The sequence below is a fragment of the Thermoplasma volcanium GSS1 genome (assembly GCF_000011185.1).
Taxonomy (GTDB): Archaea; Thermoplasmatota; Thermoplasmata; order Thermoplasmatales; family Thermoplasmataceae; genus Thermoplasma; species Thermoplasma volcanium.
Map to the genome: position 1 here is coordinate 68,917 of NC_002689.2, position 16,042 is coordinate 84,958.

Below are 16,042 nucleotides of genomic sequence, written 5' to 3' on the forward strand. Positions count from 1 at the left end.
TACTGCAATAAAATTGATAGTATTTTGCGTGTGTCGATGAAATTATGCAAGTAAAACAAATAACATAAGTTTTTAATCGACATAGATGTTATACCTAGGTGCAAACGTCAACATATTCAAAAGTTAGGGTTAATCCTTGGTCAGTGTATCCTGGGGCGATAGCAGGATGGGTAATGGATGCGTTTAATCTGAGCATGATGTTCTTATTGGTGCCTGTAATTGCTGATCTATTCTTCCCAGCACACTACGGACTTGCAATAATAGGTACATGGAGCATATATACAACTACATTTATCTTTAGGCCAGTTGGCGGTCTTATTTTCGGAAGACTAGGAGACCGCATAGGCCGAAAGAATACTATGACAATTACTCTCCTGGGGCTTGGACTAATAACATTTGCGACTGGCTTCCTTCCTGTGTACTCAGTTATCGGCATAGCTGCTCCTCTTTTGCTTTTCTTATTCAGGATAATTACAGGAATATTTGCTGGTGGAGAATACGGTAATGGATCATCTATACTAATGGAAACAGTGGGTGCACCAAAGCGTGGAATATGGGGAGCAGCCATCCAGAGCGGGTACCCGCTTGGATATACGCTTGCTGCAGTAATTTTCCTGTACCTGCACTATGTATTCCCTGGAACAGAGTTTGCAATTACTGGATGGCGTTGGATGTTCTGGATAGGAATAATTCCTGCGATAATAGGGCTCGTAATACGTTTAAAGATGCCTGAATCGGCTATGTGGATCGAAACTAAAGATAGAGCAAAGAAGCTTACATTGAGCGATGTTTTCAAAAACAGGAGGCTCACTTACGAAATAATCACAAGCGTGCTTGCTATGACAGGGATTGCCTGGGTCTATGGGCTCACGCTGGGTTTCTTCCCTACGGTATTATCGTTTGATGGCTTCCTCAAGTTCCCCTATTTCCTATATGTAGTCATAACGGCTATACTAGTTTCCCTACTTGGTTACCTGTCCTCTGGATACCTTAGCGATCATATTGGTCGAAGAACAGTTATGGTTATATATTCAATACTAGCGATAATTTTCTCCATACCATTGACTTTCTTGATTATAAAGCATTATCTTGGATTCTCAGGGTCTCTGATATTTGCCAGCATTATAGCATTCTTGACTACTGGAATATACGGTGTAATCCCATCTTTTCTCAGTGAAAAATATCCAACAGAGGTCAGGAGTACTGGTACAGGGATTGGATTTAACGGAGGCTTTATCCTTGGAAACTGGAGCACTGTTTTTCTGCTGCTCATAGTCAGTTTTACTTCGCCTTTCTTCTTTGGATGGTGGGGTATATTTGTGATTATAGGAGAACTGTTTATATTTTCTTCAGCTTTGCTATCAAAGGAGACGAGAGGATTAGATCTTTCTGATGTAAAACTTTAGATCCTTTTTTATCATCTTTATCCCTTCGCTATTAGCTTTTTTTCTGACAAATTTAGGCTCAATATACATAATAACCTAGCTCTTGATTTGTGGGAAATATGCATATAAAATATTTCCAGATTAAACAACGCCAATGTTGAATGATATTATATGGATAGATCCGAACAAATATCCGAAATCGTGTGGAAAATTCTTAAATATAGCTATGCGCTAACTTGTCGTACCAGTTATAAGACTGGTAGATAAGAATGGAAGAGCTACTTAATTCCGAAACAAAGCCCCCGGGGCGTACGCCCACAATAAAAGCGTATGCACTTGGGAAGGAGCTCCGTTTAAACAATCTTTTTTTGAAGTTTGAAGGAGCTAATGCAACTGGAACGCAGAAGGATCGCATATCTGAAGCCCACGTTCTCAATGCAATAAGGGACGGCTATAATGGCATTGCTGTTGGCACATGTGGAAACTACGGGGCCTCAATAGCTTACTATGCAAACCTTTACGGCATTAAGTCCTACATAGGTATGCCATCTGCATATACGCACGACCGCGAGGACTTCATGCTTTCTTCGAACGCTGAGATACTATATTACAACGGGAAGTACGAGGAAACGGTATCCTTTATACATGATTATGCTACAGACAATAGCCTGTACGATGCCAGCCCTGGTTCGGATCACTCATACATCGATACAAAGATGTATGCAGGTATAGCATTTGAGATATACGAGGCGATATTAAAGGTACCTGACTATGTTATCGTTCCAGTGGGAAACGGCACTACTCTCTCTGGCATATACGAGGGATTTCATCTTATGTACTTGAACGGCACAATCGACAGGATGCCGAGGATGGTAGGCGTCAGTACGCGTGGCGGCAACCCGATAGTGTCCTCATGGAAGAGGGGCTATAAGAAGGTAGTCGATTTGGATCCAGCACGCATTAGGGAGACCGCTGTGAACGAACCTCTGGTATCTTACAGATCCTTTGATGGCGATAAGGCCCTAGCGGCAATAAGAGAAACGCATGGTAAGGCTCTTTATGTATCTGACGATGAAATGGTAAGGTTCTCAGAGCTTATGTACAGGGAAGAGGGCCTTAACCCGCTTCCTGCTTCCGCTTCAGCTGTGGCCGCTCTGGTACACCTGCACTTAAATCCTGACGATTATGTTGTTTCTGTAATAACGGGGAGGAGGATGTAATGGAAAACGCAACAATACTTTCTGAAGGGGTGTTTGCAACTACTTACGGCAAGACTGCAAACGGTCTTGTCAGATACAGCAAGAGGTATCACATAACTTCTGTGATAGACTCAAGACTCGCTGGCCAGGATGCCGGTCAGGTGCTGATGCACAAGCCAAGCGGCATACCGATAATATCTAGTGTGGAAGAGGCCATTAATGGGCACGCAGAAACACTGATTGTCGGTATAGCCTCAGACGGGGGTGTCCTTCCTGAGAATTATAGACCTTACATACGCACAGCACTTGGATATGGAATGAACATAGTTAGCGGCCTTCACGACTTCGTCAGCGATGATCCGGAGTTTGTAAAGATAGCAAGGAGAACCGGATCCAGGATAACAGATGTAAGAAAGCTGTTCAAGGACAAAAAGTACTTCTTTACCGGGAACATAGAAAAGGTTAAGGCTAAGAAGATAGCGGTACTTGGTACAGATAGTGCAATAGGAAAGCGTACTACAGCCATTTATCTTAATAGAGCAATGAAAGCCATAGGGAAGAAGAGCGTCATGATAGGTACAGGTCAAACATCCTGGATGCAGGGCTTCAAGTACACTGTCGTAGTAGATGCGATAGTAAACGACTTTGTTGCAGGCGCTTTAGAGACAATAACCTACGAAGCCTGGGATTCTGAGAGGCCTGACTACATGTTCATAGAGGGTCAGGGCTCGGTACTGCATCCTGCATATCCTGGCAGCTTTGAGATCATAGGTGCCACTAGGCCAGATGCCATAATACTGCAGCATGCTCCTATGAGGAAGTACTTCGATGGCTTCCCGGGATACGAGATACCTCCATTAGAGAAGTATATAAAGATACTAGAGCTGCTGTCGAACAGAAAGGTCATAGCAATAGCCCTAAACACTGAGAATATGGACGAATCCATGGTCAAAGAGGAAAAGTCAAGGCTACAGGCTAAGTTTGGAATACCAGTGTTCGATCCGCTGCAGAGGTTATCTACTGTTACTAGGGAAATAGACAGTTATAACATCTGATTTTTAAATAAATTTTTTATTTATTTTATGTACAAAATAAAGGAGGTATTATGTTCTACTACGAGAGGGTAAATCAATTCGATACTATAGCAGTATCAGTAGACTCAGTGGATCGGAGAAGGATCAAGGGCACGATAGACCTAGACGGCCTTAAGTTCATCATGTACTTCGACTATACTCAGGATGTGGACATTGATTACGATTTAGCGGGCATGATAATGACAATGCCTGTAATAAACTATGCATACTTCGCCAAGAGAATAAAGCTTAACTTTCCAGTTTCGCTAAGTTTTTTAAAGCTTGTGAAGGAATTCATAAGGATAAACAATATAGAAACGTTCATAAACAGTATAGTAAGGAGGCGGTACGAGTTCTTCCTAAAGGAGTATCTGCCTTCTGATGAAGAAATAACACAAGAAAACGCTGAAGGAAGGACAGAAGTCTTGGCAGATATTTCTGATGGCGATAAAAAGAAGCTTGAAGTTGACGATAGGAAGGTCATTGTCCTATCCTCTGGCGGAAAAGAAAGCCTGCTTACTTTTGGCATACTGAAAGAGATAGGCGCAGTTGTTTACCCGGTTTTCTTTAACGAATCCGGAGCACACTGGAAAACCGCTAAAGTGGCCTATGATTACTTCTCCAGCAAATACGAAAATGTCCTTAGAGTTTGGTCCAATGTTGACAGGTTCTACTCGTTTGTGAATAGGCATCTTAAGATACTTGACCAAGACGAGATAAGGAGAAAAGCAGACAGCTATCCAGTTCAGATGTTCATATTCCCCGTCTACATATTTTCTGTTCTTCCTTATGTAATTAAGTACGGAATAGGCAACATAGCTTTGGGAGACGAACTTGACGATCCAATTTATGAGGAGCCATACCATGGAATAAAGCACTACTATGGTGTCTACGACCAGACAAACGACTTCAATCTCACGCTCACTTCATTTCTTAGAGAGTATGGTATACATTGCAAGGTTTTTTCTGCGGTATATCCTATATTCGGTACGCTTGTTGAAAAGATCCTAGTGCAAAGATACAATGATCTATTCCGCGTGCAGAGGTCTTGCCACCTTTGCCATTATGAAGGGGGAGACGTAAAGCCATGCGGCACTTGCAGCAAATGCTTGGGTGTACTTCTCTTCATGTTAAACGCAGAAGCCGATCCAACAGAAGCAGGGTATAGCATCGAACATGTCAAGCAACTAGAGGATAACGTAAATTCAGCTTCTATGAGGTTAGACCCTGACGAACTAGAATACTTAAAAGCCAAGGTTTTCGAAGGGAGAAGGATAAATAGTCACATCGAGGGCATCCATCAGCTGCCCGGTGAAAATAGTGCCTTCTCGCTTGTGCCTGAACGTTTCAGAGATGGCGTTAGATCAATCGTCTCAAAATACAGCACTGGTTTCTACAAGTTTGTTGGTTCAGAGTGGGTTAAAATAGATTAGTAAATTAAGAAAGAATTAAACCTTATTCACTTAGTAAGGATCACACCATATGCATGCATCTGTAAAGTTCAGAATAGCCGAGATCATCAATTCGACTATGCCCTCAGCTGAGTGGAGGCTTCTGAAACAGATTGGTGTAAACGAAGTTGTAGGTACGCTTCCGAGGGATCCAAGTGATTGGAGGGGCGATCAGCCAGATCTTCCATGGGACTACGCACCATTATCAAGCTTGAAAAGACGTTTGAGCGAATACGGACTAACGTTATCGGCTATAGAGGATAATCCCCCTATGGAGAAAATTAAGTACGGCGTAAAAGGAAAGGAAGACGAATTAGAGAATGTCCTGAGATTGATAGAAAACATGGGCCGTTTGAAAATAGGCGTCTGGTGCTATAACTGGATGGCTGGGCAAGGTTGGATGAGGAGCAGGATATCAATACCGGATAGGGGAGGAGCCGAGGTTACAGGATTTTCACTTTCGGACATAGAAGAATATCCTCCACCTAAGATGGGAAAGATAGATGCTGAAACGCTCTGGAAGAATTTAGCATGGTTTCTAGACAACGTAATCCCTGTAGCAGAGGATAGCGGCGTTAAGATAGCTATGCATCCAGACGACCCTCCCTTGGAAGAGATCAGGGGCGTGTCCAGGATAATGAACAACGTTAAGGCTTTCGACAAGCTCATTGAGATGAAGAGAAGCGAGTACAACACTATAACACTATGCCAAGGGAATTTTACCTTAATGACAGAGGATTTGCCATCAGCCATCAGGCACTTTGTAAGGAAAAAAGCAGTTTCTTTCGTTCACTTTAGGGACGTTAAAGGTAAGAAGGATAACTTCATAGAATCGTTCATAGATGACGGAAAGACGGATACAGCTTCCTGCATGTCTGCGTACATCGAAGAAGGCTTTGATGGAATAATGAGAACAGATCACACGCCTACGTTGTACGGGGATACATATAAAGTCCCAGGGTATTCTATCTTAGGAAGATTACATGCAATCGGATACATACAAGGTCTTATAGACGGTGTTTCAATGGTGTGAATTATCTGCATTGGGGGTACTAATAGGCAGCTTCGAAAGAAGGCCTCCGTCTACAGTTAGGCATGCTCCAGTGATGAAGGATGACCTGTCGCTTGCAAGGAAGGCAACTACTTCCGCAACTTCTTCTGGTCTTCCTATCCTGCCCATAGGGTGCTGTCTGCCCCATTCTTCTATCTTTCTCTCTACAGCATTTTCATCCTCTCCAACCTCCATCTTTGCAGCTTTTATGACCATTGGGGTCATAATGGTTCCTGGACAGACAGCGTTGCACCTAATTTTTGGTGCATAGTCAATGGCTACTGATCGAGTCAACCCTAAAAGAGCGTGTTTGCTAGTCACATAAGCTGCTGCATTCTTAGTTGCGGCGTAGCTTTGAACAGAAGCAATGTTAATTATGGATCCGTGGCCAATAGCCAACATAACTGGTATAGTATATTTAGCCATCAAGTAAGAACCATTAACGTTAACATCAATTATCCTTCGCCATATTTCTGTGGGCGTAAGATGTAGAGGTGAATATTGCTCTATACCAGCGTTGTTTACCAGTATGTCAATCCTGCCGTATTTTTTAGTTGTTTTTTCCACTGCTTCTTTTACTTCTTCCTCGTTGGTAACATCGATCTTAAAGTGATCAGATACGTTTACATCAGATTTTTCATCAAGGGATACGGAAACAACTTTTGCCCCATAGCGCACTAGTGCGTCAACTACAGCAAGGCCTATCCCGCTGCTTCCGCCAGTTACTATTGCTACTTTGTCAGTAAATTCTTCCATAATTTTCCATAAGAAGTCAATCTATAAATTTTTGGCTAGCCGAAATAAGACTCTTCGATCTTTTTGATCTCAGATCTATCGGCAGTAGAATACTCATTAAGGGGGTTTTCATTCAACTTTATGAAGTTAAGTCCCCATGAAAACTTGGAGAGGAGAGCATACGCAGTATCCCAGTATCCAATTATGTAAAGCGCTGCGGCGGTAGCTTCAACAGAAGATAGTATGCCTATTTTTCCATAGTTCACAGGATTTGCAGCAAGCAATGCAGGCAGTCTCCTCTCAATCCTAAACTTGAGGCTTTTTATACTGTCGATCTTGTTCCATGATCCTTCTATAACACAGAGCCCATATTTTTCATACAAGACAGCGTCTTCTCTGGACAAGAAGATGTCTGCATAAGGTGTTAGGACGAGTTTAAGTCCTACGCCCTTTATGTCGACCCGCTTAGCCAATCCGAACCTCTCAAGTTTTCGCATTGTAGCCTTTTTTGGGTCATCCTGCCTGAGGTAAAGGTAATAGATTCCGGTCATATCATTATGAGTTCTAGCCCTAGATCATCGGAGATAGATTTAACCATATCACGCACGCGACTTCTTGTCCCCTTCCTGTCAACAAGGAATCCCTTACAACTGGGCGTTTTTTCCACCGCATCCTTTATCTGCCATTCCTCAAGATCATCATGGTCATGTTTCGATATTATGTGTCCGATATTGATCTCGTTTCTCCTAAAGTATTCTAATATCTTAGGTGCGTAATGACCACCCCCTACAGCAACGAAGTTTGGGAAATCCTTCGCATCAGGATTAATTACAGCATCGACAGCAGTCTTCTTTGCATCATCATCTGTCCATTCGTTCTCTGTGGTTCCGATTTCTACGTAATAGTTGGGCAGGTCAAATATGGGCCCATGGTGTGTAGCCTCGAATGTCACCTGAAATTTTGTCCCAGAATAAGATTCAAGCATCTGCCTCAGCGTTCCAGACATATACTTTGGGCAAGATACGTTTATAGTTTTAGGCCTTCCTCCGAGGTCTGCTTTCGGACCGAAATTGCCAGTTGGGTGAGCAGTTAGGGACTTTATATCCGCTGCTGAGGAGTGCCTAGATAGGACAACCGCATATTCATAATTATTTCCTAGGTTCATGTCATGGAATATGTGCCTATCTTCTATCACAAATATTTCGAAGTCTTTTACAAAACGCCTGCCGCTATTTTCCTTTATATCGTAGTTGTCCTCTAGGTAGGATAGCATTTGCATGCTTGCTGGATCAGACTTGGAAGCGATAAGCACTTTCATGCTAAGGTGTATGCATACAGGGTTAATACACTATTCACTGGAGGACATAAAGTTATCAAGTGCATTCAAAAATGCGTTATTCTGAGATCTCGTTTTTATTGCAAGCCTCACAAGGCATCTTCCGACATAATCGTAATCATCTAGCAGTCTTACAAGTATGCCTTTCGACAGCATGAAATTGTAAAATTCATCCGTTCTAGGCATGGATATAACTATGTAATTTGCAGACGGATTCCCTATTACCTTTATTCCTCTTGCCTTAAGTTCGGATATTAAGTATTCTCTCTCACCGTTTACTAGTGCTACAGAATTCTTAGCTACTTCGTTAATGTCTATTGAACGTATAAAATCAATGGCTGGCTGGCAGATAGACCATGGCTCCATTGCTTTTCGAAAAAGATCAGCCTCATGCCTTTCCATTATGAGATATCCAGCCCTCAGTGAAGGTATAGCTAATATCTTTGTTAATGATCTGCCAATCGTGACATTAAAGTATGATCTTGATGATTGTACGATGCTTTCAGCATAATTTGGAACAAAGTCCATAAATGCGCCGTCTAAAAAAACTCTGCGCCCGCGCTTTTCTTCTATTTCGAAGACCGTTTCTAGGGTACTTTCAGGGAAAAGTTCTCCGAATGGATTGGACGGAGATGTTATGAAAAGTGCATCGTGATCGAAATTTTTTAGTATCAACGGATCTTTCTCAATTATATACGATGGAATAGCAGAAAACCTCAGGTGCCTATCCTCTGCTATGCCCTTGTACTCTGAAAAATTTGGCATTGCTATTATTGGCTTTTTTACTTGGTAAAATTCGAAGTATTTGTATATTAAATGTGTTAGGCCTGGGCCTATAACTATGCCCATGTTTGTTGACTTTGTGTAAACCCTTAACTTTTCCTCTATGTCTGTGTAGCTTATCTCCGGGTAGAGGGAATACTTGCCCAAATCAAGAAAAGGATTCACGTTGGAGCTCATGTCTGTGATACGATCGTAGTTTGGTGATACTTTGTACACGTCCCCTCCATGGCTTCTCATACGGGTATATTTCCGACAAGTTATTGAAGCTTGATAGTTATCATTCTACGGAAACATTTTTTAAGGGCGATGCGAAATCTATATATCCTTCACATAAATAAAGGATTGAATTCTACAATGAAGTGTGACTATGACGGATCTTCTCCAGGAATTTGAAGAAAAAAGAGATCTTCTGAAAAAAGCCGTAGAAGAGCATATAAAGAAGAGAGATGAGGCTGCGCAACAAAGCCGAAGCTATGCAGAGCAAAGGGATCAGCTTAACGCAAAAGTACATGAGATGCGGGAGCAGGTAAAGGAAAAGATATCCCAGAAGAATGCCCTGATAGAAGAGGTTCAGAAAGTCAGGGCGGAAAAGGAAGAGCATTTTAAAAAGCTCTCGGATCTCAGGAAGGATTACAAGAAGCTTTCGGAGGAATCAAATTATACTAACATTAGCCAAAGAGAGATAAAGGCAAAAGAAAAGGAGCTTCAAAAGCTTATAACTAAACAGCAGACAATGCAGTTGACAAAGGCTGAAGAGGATAAGATAGTATCAGAGATCAAGAAGCTTAACAACGAAATAAAAAAGATGAAAGAAGACCGTACCAAACAACTGAACGAAAATGAAAAGGTTAAGGAACTGCTTGCAGAGATAGACAAAGAAAAAACAATAGCAAGGGATCTCAAAAAGAAAGCTGAAGAGATTTCGAATAAAATATCTGAGATAAGCAACGATATTAACAAGTCACTTCAAGATCTAGATGAGGTCCGGAAGAAAGCAGATGAAATGCATGAAATGGCTGTAAAGTATGGCAAGGAGTCTGAACAGGAACACGAAGCGTTTATACAAGCTAAGAACGATCTCAGGGATTTAGAGAAGGTTATAGCAGGCCTCAGGACTAAAAAGAGAGCAACAAAGAAGAAGGAGAAAGACGACGAACTTCAGCAGAAGGCTGAGGTGCTCTTTGAAAAATTCAAGAATGGAGAGGAACTCACAACCGACGATCTTCTGATACTTCAGAAGGCGGGGTTCCTGTGAGATGAATCTCTTTAGGCTAGGTTACATACTTATCATAATTGGTGTTATTGCCCTAGTTGGCCTGGCTGCATTAGGTCAGGCCCATTTTGCACTTTTTGTTATTTTCCCGGTAATATACGGCACCGGTCTCTCCGTGATACCATTCCTCATAATATTCTTGGGAATAGTTATCATGTTCTTTGCCCCTTTTACAATGGGCGGGCGATACGAATACAAGGAACCACAAGACTACGTGAATAAAATGGAAGAAGAACAGGAGGAAAAGAGAAAATCCTCCTTTGGTGGCCTCATAATGATAGGCCCAATACCTATCATATTTGGAAACAACAAGACTATAGTCTATGTATCGATAGCCATAGCCATACTCATATTGCTAGTTTTCATCCTGTATTATTTCGGAAGATAGGGCCACATCAAATACCCTGGAGCCTTTTTGCAGGTTTAATTTTTGGGAAAGTACGCTATTTCTAATCTCACAGGCCTCACCTATGACCGTGTTCTGCATTATAACCGAATCGGATATTTTTGATCCATCCAGTATTCTGCAAGATGACATTATCACCGAGTTCTTTATCTCCACATCATTGCCTATTTGAACTCCTTCGTATATAGTCGAAGAGTCTATGGACGATCCCTTGCCTATGGCTACCCCTTCTCCAATGTAAGTCGGGCCGCTTACGTTAACGCCATCCGGTATTCTTGCCTTTAATATCATCCTGCTGCCATTTATATTCCTATCGCCGTATTTATCAACCATTATCTGGTTTGCTTTTATAAGATCCCCTGGCCTGCCCGCATCTAACCAGACGCCATTTATTTCGTAAGTATATATCTTGATGCCATTCGCCATAGCCTTTGGAAATAGATCCTTGGCAAAGTCAAACTGTACGCCCTTTGGTATGTATTCCAATACAGATGGTTCGATCACATAAACACCTGCGTTTATGGTATTCGAAAAAGTTTCTGACTTCTTTGGCTTTTCAAGGAACCTTTTGACATAGCCTTCATCGTCAACTTCAGCTATGCCAAACTGGGACGGATCATCAACCCTAGTAAGGGCGATTGTTATGTTAGCCCCCCTCTTCTTGTGCTCCTCTATCATCTTAGAGACGTCGAAATCGATAAGTATGTCACCGCTTCCAACGACAAAAGTGTCGTCTATGAAGTTCTCTGCCAATTTAACACCACCTGCTGTTCCTGCGGGATCTTTCTCCACTGAAAACAATATATTCTGGTCGGAGAATTTGTTTTCTAGTACGCCCTTTATAAGCGCTTCGAACTTATATCCAGTTGTTATTATTATGTCCTTGACACCTGCGTTATAGAATGAATCTAATATGTAGGATATCACCGGTTTTCCTGCCACCGGAACGAGAGGTTTTGGTATCGAATATGTAATGGGCCTAAGCCTTGTGCCCTTGCCACCTGCCATCAGAACTCCCTTGACGGTCATATATTCCGTAACTGGTGATTAGATATATTCTTATTCCAGAGTTAAAATTCTGATGTTTAACTAGAATAAACTGATCTGATTTACTCTTTTATAAATTCGCTATCCATATTAATGAAATTTACAATCGCAAATTTAACTTATTCCACTATGCGTTTTTCTTGTATTGAGCATGCAAAAAATAATATTTATTGATAAAAATTAAAATTATAATAATACTTAATTTATTTAGGCTTTCTCAGCCACCATTTTGTTAAAGCCATTAGCAACATAAACCATGTAAGCGAGCATCGCTATTAGCAGTATTCCACCGCCGAGCGTTATATAGAAGTAAGCTGTTGCCATTGGAGAGTTCGTAAGGAAGGCTGATACAGGCAAAGTGCCTCCAAAGAATTTGGGATAGACCAGAGAGTAGAACGGATACACGGATATAACTAGCAACGCTAAGAAAAATATCTTGTTTTCTACTATTTTCCTTGTAGAATCGATGTAAAATAGTATAGGGGCAAGTATACCTATTAAGATAGGTATAGCAAGTACTGGGCTCAATGGAACAGTGCTGATTGAGAGATGTATTTGCACGAATGCAACAACAGCCAGTATTATTCCTATATAGGTAAGCACAATTGAGTGAAGTTTATATTTTTCTAGTCCGTAAAATATGAAAGAAAGCCCAAATATAAATATTACTGTACCAACAACAAAGAGGACGTCGCCTGGCGTTGTCGCCCATTTTCCAACGTTAAAAGCAAGCTTTGATAGAATTACCCCTCCACCAGTTACTACGGAAGAAGCGAATATAACAAAAACTAGGCAGAATATACATTCGAAAATAGAGAATATCTTGTACATTGCCTTTTCATCAATGAAGCCTTTCTTTATGAATTCGCCGAAGATGATAAAGGCATTTCGTCCTATGAAAGCTATTAGTAGTATCAGTAGAGGAACAGCGTAGATAAAAGCGGCTGGAACAAGTATGGATGGATAAGCGAAATCAGAAGTAACAACCCAGAAGGCTATAAATGTGCCCGTAAGCTCCCATATAGGTACAACATAAGGCGTTACTTTTTTAGATCCATCTTTGTAAAAGAATAATAGTATTATTGCACCGAACGACTCGGAAATATAGAGTGCAAGCATAAGGGCCATTACAAAAAAGTTTATAGCAAATACTCCATTCATTTTTTTCACCTCAGAAATTTACTCCTGTTGTCGACCCACTAGCAGATATCTCCTTTGAAACGCTATCTCTATTGAATACCCTTGCAGAAAAGTAGAATGAGACTGGGATGAGCAATGTGTAGAATGCCATCATTGCAATACCCGGCCCGATCATTGAGGTGGAGGTATTTATCGCTTGATATACGTACATTACGTTGTATATTATCCACGGTTGCCTTCCGACTTCGTCAACGACCCAACCATCCTCCATCGTAAACATAGCCAAGAAACCGAGGATTATGTAAATTCCGGCCATGATTCTATTAGAATATGGCTCAGATCTAAGTATCCACATTATAAGGTATGCAAGGAGAAACAGGCCGATCAGTATACCGAAGCCTACCATCAAATCGAATAAAGAGTGGACGATAAGTGGGGGCCACATGGACTGTGGATAGTATGCCAAGCCCTTTGGAATCACATAGGCAGGATTTCCAGTACCTGCGAGGAAACTCTGTAGACCAGGTATCTTTATTGCTCCGACTACATGGCCGTTAACAATTGTGCCGAAGAGTTTCTCCGGTTCAAAGGCCCTGCCTCCAAGGTAGTTGAGTTCTATAGCCGAGTATTTAAGGGGTTGGTTAACTATAAGATCGCTGGCAGCAAGAGAACCAGATACTCCGGCAAGGATAACGTAGGCCATGGATAACGCAGACGTTAACTTCATGCCCTTCTTATAGAAAGTCCTGTCTTCGCCTTCTCTAGCCTTGAGGTATCTGTAGGCGAAGTATCCTCCTATAAGCATGGTACCAGCAAGAAGCGTAACTGGGACAACATGTGCTATCTCAGACATAAAGGACGGTGAATTAAGAGATGCCCATGGGTTCACATCTGTTATTGCACCAGTCTTTTCGTAAACACCTATATTGAAGCCGTTAGGTGTATTCATCCAGGCGTTCACCATTACTATAAACGCAGCTGAGCCTAGTGTCCCAGCGCCTATGAAAAAGGTGAGTATCCAATGGGTTATCCTATTTTTGAAGAAATCCCAGTAATAGATGTATATTATAAGGAATATTGTTTCCGTCATGAAAGCGAATATCTCAAGGTAGAATGGCACCATTGCAACTGCAGCTACTACACTGAAAAATTTGGGGAATAGTATCACAAGTTCTGCGGCCATTACTATGCCGCTCGCTGTTCCTATGGCAAAGAAAATTGTAAAGACTTTGGCGAGCCTCTTCGCAAGCAGATCATAGTACTTATCCTTATACTTTATTCCAAGGTATTCCGCAACACTGAGCACAACGATCGTAGATATGCTCATGGTGACAAGTATTATGTGGACACCGATGGAATAAGCAAAGAGAAGCCTATCAAAAGTCGTTATAAACGCCATATTAAGATTAATGACTGGTTTCTATTTAAATCTTATTTTATACTATAATAATGTTATGCTATTGATAATTGCTACAAATTTCATACATTGCAAAATGTTATATAGAACCTTTATTTTTCAGATTCCATAAGCTAAATAAACAGATATAAAGCCTAAAATATAAGGAATCATTACTACATATGTAGTACGGAATGCCAAAACATGAAGAGTATAGACTTTAAAGAAATTTAAGATTCACATAGATTTTAATTTCAAATAGAATTGTATATTAAAAAATACTATATATCATTTAGATAGCGACGTTTAATTAGGTCATTTCAATGTTGCAAATATGATAGCTGAAGATCTTAAAAGACGTGCAGAAGACCTTTGGGAGAAATACGTTAAGCACGAATTTGTAGAGAGGATGCGTGACGATACTTTACCGGTTGATTCATTTAAGTTCTACTTAGTGCAGGACTCCCTGTACGTTGAAGAAATGGTAAGATCAGTGATAAGGGCTGCAGCATCCATGCCATTTGATATGGCGTATGAAATACTTTCTAAAATTGTTTTGAACAGAGACAAGGGCATGGAGGTTCATGGCCAACTTGAACGGGAACTCGGAATCACTGGCAAGGGGAAGATGACAATGACGACATATTCCTACACTAGGCACCTAATATATGCATCAACTCTTGGATGGCCGCAGTTTTTGGCCGCTTGGACTCCATGCATGTGGGGTTATTCCTTTATAGGGAAATACGTGGTGGCTACAAAGAATATGTATTTTAAGAGATGGGCCGAGTTTTATGCATCTGATGATTATATGGAGAGGGTTTCGGTAATCCTAAAGTCCCTGGATAGGTTCAATGGTGACGCATCAGAGTTGTCTGATCTATTCAAAGCAAGTGTAAAATATGAGATCATGTTTTGGCAGTCGGCCCTGGACAATGAACCTACAATATAATTCAAGGTTATACTTCATGCAATAAAACACAATGTCTTTTCATTTTTAAATCCTAGATTATATGTGTGATGAGTCAATAGCTTTGCACGTTAACAAATGGCGTGGAATCTAAGAAAATATAAATGAAGTGGTTTCGTTCAAAGATAGAACTCCAGGAACATCAGTATTATAGCCTTATATACTGAACAATAGGGGAAAGGATAAAAATACACTTTAAGGTAGCTTGTTGTAAGGCGAAACAGTAAAATTGGCATAGAAATTCCCAGCGTAGTTGTGCTGAGGAGTAATGAAGGTAATGTAGAGAGTAACAGTTTCCCCTGCAGGTATATTTATGGCTTGCCCGTATGTTGCAGAAGGCGAAGCCGCTCCTGTTATTGTTAATCCACTCTTTGTGCTGAGAGAAACCTCAGAGAAGCCCGGAGTAAATGAAACAAGGTTATTTACAGTTATGCCATCCTTACCGCCATTAACCTCAAACGGCACAGTAACTTTCTGGTCATGGGACAGAGTATCGTGGTTGTATTGTATGACGTAAGCTGATATAAGCGAATTGCCAGAGTAAAAGTAAACGTTTACGTACATCACGTTAACGGTTACGCTATCTTCTAGGGACATTGCATAGAATACAGAGAAAGATGCGACAACAATGACGACTGCAGCAATTGTTGCAATTTTCCTTGCTTTCTTTAAAGCATCTGTTGTACCTACATCCGGAGGCTTTGGCATCAGTTCACCGCTTTATAGCCCTGGGCAGATTCGAACTGCCGTCGTTGGATCCAAAGTCCAAAATGCTTGTCCACTACACCACAGGGCTA

General features: G+C 41.2%; 16 protein-coding genes and 1 tRNA gene. 8 read left to right on the forward strand and 9 right to left on the reverse strand.

Annotated elements, in window-relative coordinates; all coding sequences use genetic code 11:
• Positions 1-98: 98 nt before the first annotated feature.
• The 5 genes from TVG_RS00360 (at position 99) to TVG_RS00380 (ending at position 6,141) form a co-directional block, all read left to right on the forward strand.
• The gene (locus tag TVG_RS00360) at positions 99-1,406 is read left to right on the forward strand and encodes an MFS transporter (RefSeq protein ID WP_010916326.1); all 1,308 of its coding nucleotides are present in this window, start codon (positions 99-101) and stop codon (positions 1,404-1,406) included.
• A 248-nt stretch (positions 1,407-1,654) separates the two neighbouring features.
• Complete coding sequence (locus tag TVG_RS00365; RefSeq protein ID WP_010916327.1) at positions 1,655-2,605, forward strand: pyridoxal-phosphate dependent enzyme; 951 nt, start codon at positions 1,655-1,657, stop codon at positions 2,603-2,605.
• On the forward strand, positions 2,605-3,639 hold the full coding sequence (locus TVG_RS00370; RefSeq protein WP_010916328.1) for a DUF1611 domain-containing protein: 1,035 nt from the start codon (positions 2,605-2,607) through the stop codon (positions 3,637-3,639). The genes TVG_RS00365 and TVG_RS00370 overlap by 1 nt, the downstream gene beginning before the upstream one ends.
• A gap of 50 nt (positions 3,640-3,689) precedes the next feature.
• Positions 3,690-5,090 (forward strand): hypothetical protein, encoded by a 1,401-nt coding sequence (locus tag TVG_RS00375; RefSeq protein ID WP_010916329.1) that lies wholly within the window; start codon positions 3,690-3,692, stop codon positions 5,088-5,090.
• A 49-nt stretch (positions 5,091-5,139) separates the two neighbouring features.
• Entirely contained in the window at positions 5,140-6,141 is a 1,002-nt protein-coding gene (locus tag TVG_RS00380) for a mannonate dehydratase (RefSeq protein WP_010916330.1), read from the forward strand.
• Here the strand turns inward: TVG_RS00380 and TVG_RS00385 are convergent.
• From TVG_RS00385 to TVG_RS00400, 4 genes are read right to left on the reverse strand one after another with little or no spacing between them, the layout of a single operon-like run.
• Positions 6,130-6,915 carry an SDR family oxidoreductase gene (locus tag TVG_RS00385; RefSeq protein ID WP_010916331.1) on the reverse strand — a complete coding sequence of 262 codons (786 nt, stop codon included), beginning with the start codon at positions 6,913-6,915 and terminating at the stop codon, positions 6,130-6,132. The genes TVG_RS00380 and TVG_RS00385 overlap by 12 nt on opposite strands.
• A 35-nt stretch (positions 6,916-6,950) precedes the next feature.
• Entirely contained in the window at positions 6,951-7,445 is a 495-nt protein-coding gene (locus TVG_RS00390) for a DUF367 family protein (protein WP_010916332.1), read from the reverse strand.
• Positions 7,442-8,212 carry a D-aminoacyl-tRNA deacylase gene (locus tag TVG_RS00395; RefSeq protein ID WP_010916333.1) on the reverse strand — a complete coding sequence of 257 codons (771 nt, stop codon included), beginning with the start codon at positions 8,210-8,212 and terminating at the stop codon, positions 7,442-7,444. Before TVG_RS00395 ends, TVG_RS00390 begins: the two co-directional genes overlap by 4 nt.
• Before the next feature lie 30 nt (positions 8,213-8,242).
• Positions 8,243-9,250 (reverse strand): aminotransferase class I/II-fold pyridoxal phosphate-dependent enzyme, encoded by a 1,008-nt coding sequence (locus TVG_RS00400; RefSeq protein WP_010916334.1) that lies wholly within the window; start codon positions 9,248-9,250, stop codon positions 8,243-8,245.
• Positions 9,251-9,380: 130 nt separating this feature from the next.
• On the opposite strand from TVG_RS00400, the gene TVG_RS00405 reads away from it, so the two are divergent.
• Positions 9,381-10,268 carry a coiled-coil protein gene (locus TVG_RS00405; RefSeq protein WP_010916335.1) on the forward strand — a complete coding sequence of 296 codons (888 nt, stop codon included), beginning with the start codon at positions 9,381-9,383 and terminating at the stop codon, positions 10,266-10,268.
• Between the two features lies 1 nt (position 10,269).
• The gene (locus TVG_RS08710) at positions 10,270-10,674 is read left to right on the forward strand and encodes a TIGR00304 family membrane protein (protein ID WP_010916336.1); all 405 of its coding nucleotides are present in this window, start codon (positions 10,270-10,272) and stop codon (positions 10,672-10,674) included.
• Here TVG_RS08710 and TVG_RS00415 read toward each other — a convergent pair.
• The 3 genes from TVG_RS00415 to TVG_RS00425 form a co-directional block, all read right to left on the reverse strand.
• Positions 10,642-11,721 carry a sugar phosphate nucleotidyltransferase gene (locus TVG_RS00415; protein ID WP_010916337.1) on the reverse strand — a complete coding sequence of 360 codons (1,080 nt, stop codon included), beginning with the start codon at positions 11,719-11,721 and terminating at the stop codon, positions 10,642-10,644. The genes TVG_RS08710 and TVG_RS00415 overlap by 33 nt on opposite strands.
• 225 nt (positions 11,722-11,946) lie before the next feature.
• Positions 11,947-12,900 carry a hypothetical protein gene (locus TVG_RS00420; protein WP_010916338.1) on the reverse strand — a complete coding sequence of 318 codons (954 nt, stop codon included), beginning with the start codon at positions 12,898-12,900 and terminating at the stop codon, positions 11,947-11,949.
• 10 nt (positions 12,901-12,910) lie between these two features.
• Positions 12,911-14,278, reverse strand: coding sequence for a cytochrome ubiquinol oxidase subunit I (locus TVG_RS00425; RefSeq protein ID WP_010916339.1), 1,368 nt, complete (start codon positions 14,276-14,278; stop codon positions 12,911-12,913).
• Positions 14,279-14,609: 331 nt separating this feature from the next.
• Between TVG_RS00425 and TVG_RS00430 the strand changes: the two genes are divergently transcribed.
• Complete coding sequence (locus TVG_RS00430; RefSeq protein WP_010916340.1) at positions 14,610-15,227, forward strand: TenA family protein; 618 nt, start codon at positions 14,610-14,612, stop codon at positions 15,225-15,227.
• A gap of 213 nt (positions 15,228-15,440) precedes the next feature.
• On the opposite strand, the gene TVG_RS00435 is transcribed toward TVG_RS00430, so the two are convergent.
• Together TVG_RS00435 and TVG_RS00440 are read right to left on the reverse strand one after the other, a co-directional pair.
• Positions 15,441-15,953, reverse strand: a complete 513-nt coding sequence (locus TVG_RS00435; RefSeq protein WP_010916341.1) for a hypothetical protein — start codon at positions 15,951-15,953, stop codon at positions 15,441-15,443.
• Positions 15,954-15,968: 15 nt separating this feature from the next.
• Positions 15,969-16,041: transfer RNA gene (locus TVG_RS00440), tRNA-Gln, on the reverse strand.
• Position 16,042 lies beyond the last annotated feature (1 nt).